Source organism: Methylobacterium sp. B1 (genome assembly GCF_000333255.1).
Lineage (GTDB): Bacteria > Pseudomonadota > Alphaproteobacteria > Rhizobiales > Beijerinckiaceae > Methylobacterium > Methylobacterium fujisawaense.
In genome coordinates, this window is sequence record NZ_BACT01000019.1 from 1 (window position 1) to 8,734 (window position 8,734).

General features: G+C 72.2%; 8 protein-coding genes and 1 pseudogene. 1 reads left to right on the plus strand and 8 read right to left on the minus strand.

Annotated elements, in window-relative coordinates; all coding sequences use genetic code 11:
- Nucleotides 1-373: pseudogene (locus I53_RS00570) on the plus strand (methyl-accepting chemotaxis protein); the annotation flags it as partial.
- Between the two features lie 134 nt (nucleotides 374-507).
- Here I53_RS00570 and I53_RS00575 read toward each other — a convergent pair.
- The 8 genes from I53_RS00575 to I53_RS00610 all read right to left on the minus strand — a co-directional run bounded on the left by I53_RS00575 (nucleotide 508) and on the right by I53_RS00610 (nucleotide 8,545).
- Nucleotides 508-1,134 carry a DUF4194 domain-containing protein gene (locus I53_RS00575; protein WP_043345479.1) on the minus strand — a complete coding sequence of 209 codons (627 nt, stop codon included), beginning with the start codon at nucleotides 1,132-1,134 and terminating at the stop codon, nucleotides 508-510.
- The gene (locus I53_RS00580) at nucleotides 1,127-2,497 is read right to left on the minus strand and encodes a Wadjet anti-phage system protein JetA family protein (RefSeq protein WP_043345481.1); all 1,371 of its coding nucleotides are present in this window, start codon (nucleotides 2,495-2,497) and stop codon (nucleotides 1,127-1,129) included. Before I53_RS00580 ends, I53_RS00575 begins: the two co-directional genes overlap by 8 nt.
- A gap of 37 nt (nucleotides 2,498-2,534) precedes the next feature.
- Nucleotides 2,535-2,951: an FKBP-type peptidyl-prolyl cis-trans isomerase gene (locus I53_RS00585; protein ID WP_043345483.1), complete on the minus strand. Its 417-nt coding sequence runs from the start codon at nucleotides 2,949-2,951 to the stop codon at nucleotides 2,535-2,537.
- 107 nt (nucleotides 2,952-3,058) lie between these two features.
- Nucleotides 3,059-5,155, minus strand: coding sequence for a HAMP domain-containing methyl-accepting chemotaxis protein (locus tag I53_RS00590; protein ID WP_083935928.1), 2,097 nt, complete (start codon nucleotides 5,153-5,155; stop codon nucleotides 3,059-3,061).
- Nucleotides 5,156-5,484: 329 nt separating this feature from the next.
- Entirely contained in the window at nucleotides 5,485-6,708 is a 1,224-nt protein-coding gene (gene coaBC, locus I53_RS00595; RefSeq protein ID WP_043345486.1) for a bifunctional phosphopantothenoylcysteine decarboxylase/phosphopantothenate--cysteine ligase CoaBC, read from the minus strand.
- 43 nt (nucleotides 6,709-6,751) lie between these two features.
- A complete protein-coding gene (locus I53_RS00600) occupies nucleotides 6,752-7,474 on the minus strand; it encodes a di-trans,poly-cis-decaprenylcistransferase (RefSeq protein WP_043345488.1) in 723 nt (240 codons plus the stop codon).
- 77 nt (nucleotides 7,475-7,551) lie between these two features.
- Nucleotides 7,552-7,941, minus strand: a complete 390-nt coding sequence (locus I53_RS00605; protein ID WP_043345490.1) for a transcriptional regulator — start codon at nucleotides 7,939-7,941, stop codon at nucleotides 7,552-7,554.
- Nucleotides 7,928-8,545 carry a hypothetical protein gene (locus tag I53_RS00610; RefSeq protein ID WP_043345491.1) on the minus strand — a complete coding sequence of 206 codons (618 nt, stop codon included), beginning with the start codon at nucleotides 8,543-8,545 and terminating at the stop codon, nucleotides 7,928-7,930. Before I53_RS00610 ends, I53_RS00605 begins: the two co-directional genes overlap by 14 nt.
- Between the last annotated feature and the right edge of the window lie 189 nt (nucleotides 8,546-8,734).

An 8,734-nucleotide genomic window follows, 5' to 3' on the forward strand; every position in this document is an offset into this window, starting at 1 on the left:
GGCCGACCAGACCGCCAAGGCCACGGCGAGGATCTCGGCCCAGATCGCGCAGATCCAGGGCTCGACCGGCCAGGCCGTCCAGGCCATCGACGGCATCGCGGGCCGCATCCGCGAGATCAGCGGCATGGCGACGTCGATCGCCGCCGCGGTGGAGGAGCAGGGCGCGGCCACCCAGGAGATCGTCCGCAACGTCGCCGAGGCGGCGACCGGGACCGAATCCGTCACCGCCAATGTCAGCGGCGTCGCGGGCGCCGCCGAGGAGACCGGGGCGGCCGCCGCGCAGGTCCTGGCGTCGGCCTCCGAGATGGCCCGGCAGGCGGCCCATCTCGGCAGCGAGGTGGAGCACTTCCTGGCGACCGTCCGGGCGGCCTGACCGGATACCGGCCGGCCGGCGGCGTCACGGGCGCCACGCCTGACCCCGGTCAGCGGGACGTCGTCGAGCGGACCGCCGCCGGGGCGCTTCGCTCCGTTGGCGAAGACGCCCCCCCTCAAGGACGGACGTCGGAATCAGGCCTCCCCGGCCTCCGACCACGCCCGAAGGCGCTCCATCCAGGCGTCGGAAGCCAGCACCGTCAGCCCCGGCAGGAGCGAGAGCGGGGTGACCCGCTCGACCCGGTCGCGCTCGCCGAGGCGCAGGCCGCCGCGCTTCGCGTAGAGGCGCAGGATGTCGGCGAGCCGCCCCTCCTCGGGAGGCTCGTTGCGCGCCACGGTGCGGATCTTCTCGACGATCTCGTCGGTGGTGCAGTCGACGATCCCGTCAGTCCCGGCCCGGTGGTCGCGCAGGCCCTCCTCGTAGAGGAGCCGGAGCGCCAGGAGCACCAGCGTCTCGTCCTTGCGCAGGCGCTCCGAGACGATGTCGTGGCGGGGCGCGTCGGCGGCCGGGCTCAGCGAGACCATCTGGTCGCGATGCGAGACCGTGAGCGCGTAGCCGAGGCAGGCGAAGTAGTCGGTGAAGAACGGGGCGTAGTGCCGGGCGAGCTCGTAGGAGCGGCCGATCCCCTGGGTCTCGGCGTAGATCACCTGCCCCTTCAGAAGCACTTGGAGGGCACGGCTCAGCTCTTCGGCATCCGGCGCCCTTGCGCCGGGCGGCGGCGGCTCGTCGCCGTCGATGATCGCGCGGAAGCCCTCAAGCATAGGGGCGGCGCTCCAGAAGGAAATCCGGGCAGTCGAGCCAGCCATTGGCCACCCGCTCGGGCAGCCGGGTGACGGCGTAGCGCTCGCCGAGCTTGGCGTCGAACAGCACGTCGATCTCGCGCAGGCGCTGGAACACGATGAAGTCGTCGACGCCCGCGATCACGATCTGCGACCCGCGCAGCCGCACCGCCTTTCCGAGTCGGGCCTCCACGAAGGCGCTCATGCTTTCGGGCGTCACGGTGGTGCGGCGCCGGAACTCCGCCTTGGCGGCCGCGAAGGCGTCGACCACCGGATCGTCCTCGATGTCGGGCAGGGGCTCCATGTCGATCGCGGCCTTGCGGGCCCGCGGCGCCTGGAGATGCGCGTGCCCGATGGGCGGCCGCAGCAGCGAGACGTCGCCCGGCACGTCGGGGGCGATCTCCGACCCGCCGACGGCGCGCAGCATCGCGGCCACGCGCTCGACGCCGCTCGGATCCGGGCGGTCCATCACGTGCAGGGCGGAGGCGATCCGGCGCTCCAGACGCGCCACCACGGCGTCGACGGCATCGAGATGGTTGTCGAGCCCCTCGAACACCGCGAGAATCTGGGCGAGATCCGTCCGGACGGCCCGCTGCGCCGCGTCGAGATCGGCGCTCCGCCCCTCCCGGATGAGGCCCTCGGCCAGGGCCCGGACGGTGAGGGCGTCGCGCAGCGCCCGGCCGGCCTCGCGCACCACGCTGGCGCGGAAGCGGAACGGGTTGAAGCGGGTGTGGAGCGTCCGGTAGTCGCTGATCAGGTGGCGCTCGACGAAATCCTCGAAGAACAGCCGGAAGGTCTTGGCGCGGTCGGGCTCGCGCAGGATGCGCTCCTCGACCTTGCGCATGCCGGCCGCGAGCCCGCGCACGTGCGACAGGAAGGCGGCCGCGCCCCGGGCGGCGTTGGAGAGGGCCTCGGAGCGGTTCGCCGGATCCGACAGGGCGCTCTCGAGGCCACCCAGAACCTCCAGCACGGCGCCGCCGTAGGAGCGGGTCTCGCCCCGTTCCAGCCGGGACAGCTCCTCCAGGAGGAGCCGCGCCTCGGGGTCGAACTCCGCGACCGGAACGTAGCGCTCGCGGCGCTCGATCAGCCAGCCGGTGTCGAGGAGGCGTCGGTAGAGCGCCGTGCGGCGCTCGGTCGGATCGGCGGAGATCGGCTCGTCGCCGCTGACCTCGGGATCGCTCCAGCCGGCGGCGAAGTCGCCGATCTCGGCCAGAAGCTCGGCCTTGCGCACCGGCTCGGCCCCGAGGACGCGCCGGTGCAGATGCAGGAGCAGGGCCGCGTTGAAGCTGCGGCTCGGCGAAGCCAGCGGCTTGAACAGCTCGTCGGACAGCTGCGCGAACAGCATGGTTCTGGAAACTCTCGCCGTCGCGCAGCCGTGCCGCTTACTTCGCGCCGAGGAGTTCGACGTCGAAGATCAGGGTGGCGTTCGGCGGGATCACGCCGCCGGCACCCCGGGCGCCGTAGCCGAGCTGCGGCGGGATGATCAGGGTGCGCTTGCCGCCGGTCTTCATGGTGGCGACGCCCTCGTCCCAGCCCTTGATCACCTGGCCGGCGCCGAGGGGGAAGCTGAAGGGCTGGTTGCGGTCGCGGGACGAATCGAACTTCTTGCCCTTCTTGCCGCCCTCGTCGAGCCAGCCGGTATACTGGACGGTGACCTGCTGGCCGGCCTTCGGCTCAGGCCCGGTGCCGACGACCTCGTCCTGATACTTGAGGCCGGAGGGCGTGGTCACGGTCTCGGCAGTGGCGGCTGTGGTCATGGCGATCAACGCGGCTCCGAAGAGGGGGGACAGGCGAGGCATGGTTTCTCCCTGGAGCCGGCGCCGTGCGCGCCGGCCGTCGGGAGGCCTTCTATCGCCTCGGACCCGTCCAGGCCAGGGAGCCCGGTCGCCCGAGCCTCCGGAACCGTTCAGGCGGCGCGGACGCTGTCCAGGAACCGGTCGACCTCGGCGGTCAGATGCGCGGACTGGGCCGACAGGGCCGCGGCCGCGGCCAGAACTTCCCCCGCCGCCGCCTCGGTCGCGCTCGAGGCTACGGCCACGCCGGCGATATGGCCGGTGACCGCGGCCGCGCCCTGCGCCGCCTGTCCGACGTTGCGGACGATCTCCTGAGTGGCGGCGCCCTGCTGCTCCACCGCGGCGGCGATCGAGGTCGCCACGCCGTCGATCTCGCGGATCCGGGCCGTGATCGTCCCAATCGCCGCGACGGCCTCGCCCGTCGAGGCCTGAACCCGCCCGATCTGGCCCGAGATCTCGTCCGTGGCGCGGGCGGTCTGAACGGCCAGCGCCTTCACTTCGGCGGCGACGACCGCGAAGCCGCGACCGGCGGCGCCCGCCCGCGCCGCCTCGATCGTGGCGTTCAACGCCAGCAGGTTCGTCTGGCCCGCGATGGTCGCGATCAGCCCGACGACGTCGCCGATCCGCGACACGGCCTCGCTCAGGTCCCGGACCAGCGCGCCGGTCTGATCGGCCTCCGCGACGGCCGCCCGCGCGAGATTGGCCGAGCCGTCGACCTGCCGGCCGATTTCCTGCACGGAGGTGCCGAGTTCCTCGGCAGCCGCCGCCACGGTGTTGACGTTGCTCGCCGCCTGCTCGGCGGCGGCGGCGACGGTTGTCGACTGCCCGGCACTCTCGGCCGCGGTCTCCGTCATGCTCCCGGCGGTGGCCTGCAGGGCCGTGGCCGAGGCCGAGACCTGGGCGATGACGCCGCCGACCGCCCGCTCGAAGCGCTCGGCCATCGCGCGCAGTCCGCTGCGGCGCCGCGCCTCGGCGGCCTGCCGGGCCTCTTCGGCCTCGGCTTCGAGGCGACGGGACCGGATCAAATTGTCCTTGAAGACCTGCACGGCCCGGACCATGGCGCCGATCTCGTTGCGCCGGTCCAGGCTTGGGAGCGCGACGTCGGCATCCCCGGCCGCGAGGGCCTCCATCGTCGCTGTGATCGCCCGGATCGGCCGCAGCACCCCGCGGAAGAGCACGATCAGGGCGAGCGCGACGAGGAGCAGGGTTGCCAGCAGAGCCGCCCCGTCGCGCAGCAGGACGCGCCGGGCCGCGCCGGAGAGGGTCTCGGCCCGCGCGATCATCTCGTCGAGGCAGACGAAGGCGAGGTCGACGAGGGTGACCTGCTCGGGCGTATCGAGCTTGCGCGCCTGCGCGAGCGTCAGACCCGGCGGCGTGCCGCGGCTCAGCGCGGTCGCCACTGCGGACCGGCGGGCCAGGGATGGGCCCTCGAAATTGTTCTCCCGGGCCCGGCGGAACGCCGCGCGAACCGTCTCGGACATCTCCGAAGCGGCCTCGATGGCCGATCTCCAGGCCGCGTCGAGACGTCCCCGCTCCTCGGCGGCCGCCACGGTCTCGTCCAGCGTCCAGGCCGTCCCGGCCGCCAGGGACGTCTGCACCCGCAGGGCGACGGCTCCGTTGGCCATGCGTGTCGACCAGGCCGCCCGCTTGAGGGCGAGATCGCGTCGGAGGATCCCGTCGGACAGCGGGATCGCGGCATCCACGGCATCGCTCGTGGCGATCAGGGCATCGAGCATCTCCTGGAAGTCGGCCTTCGCCTCAGTCGTCACCGCGCCATCCCGCTGGGATCCCGACAGCTTCAGGGCCGCGTCGACCCGCGGCCGGAGGCGTTCGACGCGTCCGCCGGCAGCCCGCAGGGGGCCGAGGGTCGCAGTCACGGCGGGGAGACCCAGCCCGTCGAGGAGGGGCTGTGCTTCGGCCAGCCCGGCGATCACCCGCTGCCGGTCCGCGTAGAGCGACGCGCGGGTTTCGGCCTCGACGGGCTCGGCGGCGGCGAGGAATTGCAGCGTCGCCCCCCGTTCGAACCGGGCCACGTTCAGGGTCTGGAGAAGGGCGCGGCTCGCCCGCACCAGGGTGATGACCTGCTCGGCCTCCGCCGCCTGCTCCTGCGCCTCCCGCAGGGCGCCCGTCGCGAAGGCCAGCATGATCGTCGCCATGGCGACGAGGACGAGACACATGGTCGTCCGGATCGACAGGTCCCGCACCCGCATCATGCTTCACCTCCGACGGCCCGACAGATCGAGCGTATCGCAGGATCATAACAAGTTTTTCTCAGGCACAATCAAAAAATCTGATGTATTTCTATGGTCGTTCGACCGCGTATAGCCTCATTCGAAATGTGATTTGAGGAAATTTCCGGCATTTACCGAATGACACCGCGAATAATCGCGAAAATCACCTCTTCCAAAATACAAATATCTCAGGACCGTCTCTCACCCGTCTGCGCGCGATCGACGTCACCGCCGGGGTGCGGGCCGACGAAGCACCTTCGAAGCACCTTCGCGGGGCAGGGAGGCGGGCTCGCAGCGGCCCCGTCGCGTCAGCCGGTCAGAAGCCCCGCGACATGGGCCACGAGCCGCCGGGCGACCTCGTCCTTGCCGAGGCGCGGCCAGGTTTCCACCGCACCGTCCCGTCGGATCAGGTGAACCGTGTTGTCGGCGCCGCCCATGACGCCGCCCTCGGCCGACACGTCATTGGCCACGATCAGGTCGCAGCCCTTCCGGGCAATCTTCGCCCGGGCGTGCTCGACGACCGTGTCGGTCTCGGCGGCGAACCCGACCACGAGGGGCGGGCGCCCCACCGGCAGGCGCGCGATCGTGGCGAGGATGTCGGGATTCTCCACCAGCGGCATCGGCGCCGGGCCGGTGCCGTCCTTCTTGATCTTCTTGTTGCCGGCCTCCTGCTCCGGACGCCAGTCGGCGACCGCGGCGGCGAAGACCGCGATGTCGGCTGGCAGCGCCGCCTCGACGGCTTCCAGCATCTGCCGGGCGGTCTCGACCCGGACGACGGCGACGCCCGGCGGATCGGGGAGCGCCACGGGCCCGGAGACCAGGGTCACGGCGGCACCGGCCGCAGCGGCGGCCGCAGCGATGGCGTGGCCCTGGCGGCCGGAGGAGCGGTTGGCGATGTAGCGGACCGGGTCGATCGGCTCGTGGGTGGGACCGGAGGTCACGAGCACGCGCCGGCCGGCCAGGGGCCTGTCCCCGGCCTGCTGGCCGAGCATCCGCTCCAGCGCATCGGCGATCTCGTTGGGCTCGGCCATGCGGCCCGGGCCGGATTCGGGCTCCGCCATCCGGCCGGCATTCGGCCCCACGATCCGGACGCCGTCGCCCTCCAGGACCGCGCGGTTCCGGCGGGTGGCCGGATGCGCCCACATCTGGACGTTCATGGCCGGCGCGATCAGGATCGGAAGGGTCGTCGCCAGCAGGACCGTGGTCGCGAGGTCGGCCGCGTGACCGCCGGCCATGCGGGCCATCAGGTTGGCGGTCGCGGGCGCCACCACCACGGCATCCGCCTGACGGGCGAGCTTGATGTGGCCGATCTCGGCCTCGGAAGCCCGGTCGAACAGATCGGTATGGGCCCGCTCACCGGCGAGCGCGGCGGCGGCAAGGGGCGTCACGAATTCCTGTGCCCCCGCGGTCAGCACCGGGCAGACGCTGGCGCCGCGCTCGCGCAGGCGCCGGATCAGGTCGAGGGCCTTGTAGGCCGCGATGCCGCCGCCGATGACGAGGAGGACGCGGCGCTGGGCGAGGGTCTCGGTCATGCCGACGACCCTCTGCGCGCCGGCGCGCGCGCGTCAAGCGGCCTCAGGCCGCGGCCGGGACTGCCGGAGCTTTCAGCCCGCCGAACCGGCGCTCGCGGCGGCCGAACTCGGCGACCGCCTCGGCCAGGTCCTCGGGACCGAACTCGGGCCACATCCGCTCTGTGAAGTGCAACTCGGCATAGGCCGCCTCCCACAGCATGAAGTCGGAAAGACGGCGCTCGCCGCCGGTGCGGATCAGCAGGTCGACATCGACGGGAGAGCCGTGCATCGGGCCGGCCACCAACTTGCCGAAGCTCTCGCGCGTCGGATCTTCGCCCTGGAGGCGCTGCGCCGCGGCGATGATCGCGTCGCGGGCCGAGTAGTCGACGCAGATCCGGAGATGCAGCCGGGTCCCCGCCGCCGTGGCGGCTTCCGCCGCGGCGATCGCCTCGGGGATGCCGTCCGGCAGACGGTCGCGCCGACCGACGACGCTGAGGCGCGTGCCGGTCCGGGCGAGGCGCTGGGTCTCGTTGCGCAGGTAGGAGCGCAGGAGCCGCATCAGGCCGCCGACCTCTTCGGCGGGGCGCTGCCAGTTATCCGCCGAGAAGGCGTAGAGCGTGAGCGTGCCGATGCCGAGATCCGGACAGGCCTCGGCGGTGCGCCGGATCGACTCCACGCCGCGGTGGTGGCCGGCCAGCCGCGGCAGGCCGCGCTGCGTGGCCCAGCGCCCGTTACCGTCCATGATGATCGCGGCGTGCAGGGGACCCGGCACCGCTTCGCTTTGCATCGTAAAGTCTCCCGGCATGGGCGTGGCGTTCAGGTCTATCGAGACGGGATTAACATTCCCGGCGGGACGGGGCGGTCTCACGCCGTTTTCGTGGCCGGATCGAGGCCGCGGACACCGGATTCGGGGCCGCGCTCGGCGGCCTGCGCGGCGTCGCGCACCACCTGCTCGAGCACGCCGAGATAGCCGATGAAGCGCTGGCGCCCGGTGACGGTGAGGCGGCAGACTGTCTGCGACCGGTTGTGCGCGAAGCCCTTCTCGAGGCTCACCAGATCGGCCTCGCTCAGCACGGCGAGGTGGCGGCTCAGGTTGCCGTCGGTGAGCCCGCACAGGCGCTTGAGATCCGGGAAGGGCAGGCCCTTCGGATGCGCCACCAGGGAGGTCAGCACGCTGAGGCGCGCCCGCTCGTGGATGATCCTGTCGAGCCCCTCGTAGGAAAAGCGCCCGTCGGAACGGTCAGCGGTCGTCATCGAAGGCCCGGGCCGCATGATGGATGATCCCGGCCAGCCACGCTTGACCGAGCAGGAAGGGCAGGCCCATCGTCCAGGGGGACAGGGCCCGGGTCTCGGCCGAGACCGCCAGCACGGCGAGCCCGGCGAGCAGGTACCAGGCGCCGACGCCCTGGACAGCCCGCGGCAGGATCCGGGACGAGGCGAACAGGCCGAGGCCGACCAGCACCTGCCAGAGACCCGGCAGCATCCAGACCTCGTCGGGTGCGAAGCGGGCGACGACCAGGGCGAGGCAGGCCCCCGCGCCCGCGGCCGGCAGGAACACCTCGATGGCGTTCCAAACCATGGCGTCGGCGAGGCCGGAATGCAGGCGCCGGCTGCGCCGGACCGCCTCGACGCCGATCATCATGAAAGCCGCGAGGGCCGCCGCGATCCAGAGGCCGAAGAACAGGCCCGGCCGCGCCGCGGGATCGCCAAGCCAAAGGGCCTGCCCCGCCGCGCAGGCCAGCGCGAGGAAGCCGGTGCCGGCGACCGTCGCCGCCCCCAAACCCCGGAACGCCGTGTCGCGGGCGATCTGCGAGCGGATCGCCACGATGTCGGCCAGCGCCTTGTCCAGGTCCTGCATGTGCCTCAAGCCCCCGGCTGCAGCATGCTTCGCACCGCGCTTTGCATCGCAAAGTATCGACAGGATGGGCTTTCCGCAAGCCGCCTGTCCCACTCCGCGGATGCGGATCTTCTCAGCATCCGAGCCCGAGGTCGAGATCGGCACCCCGTGAATTCTACTTAATGGCAGTAGTCGCTACGCCTTCTCCAG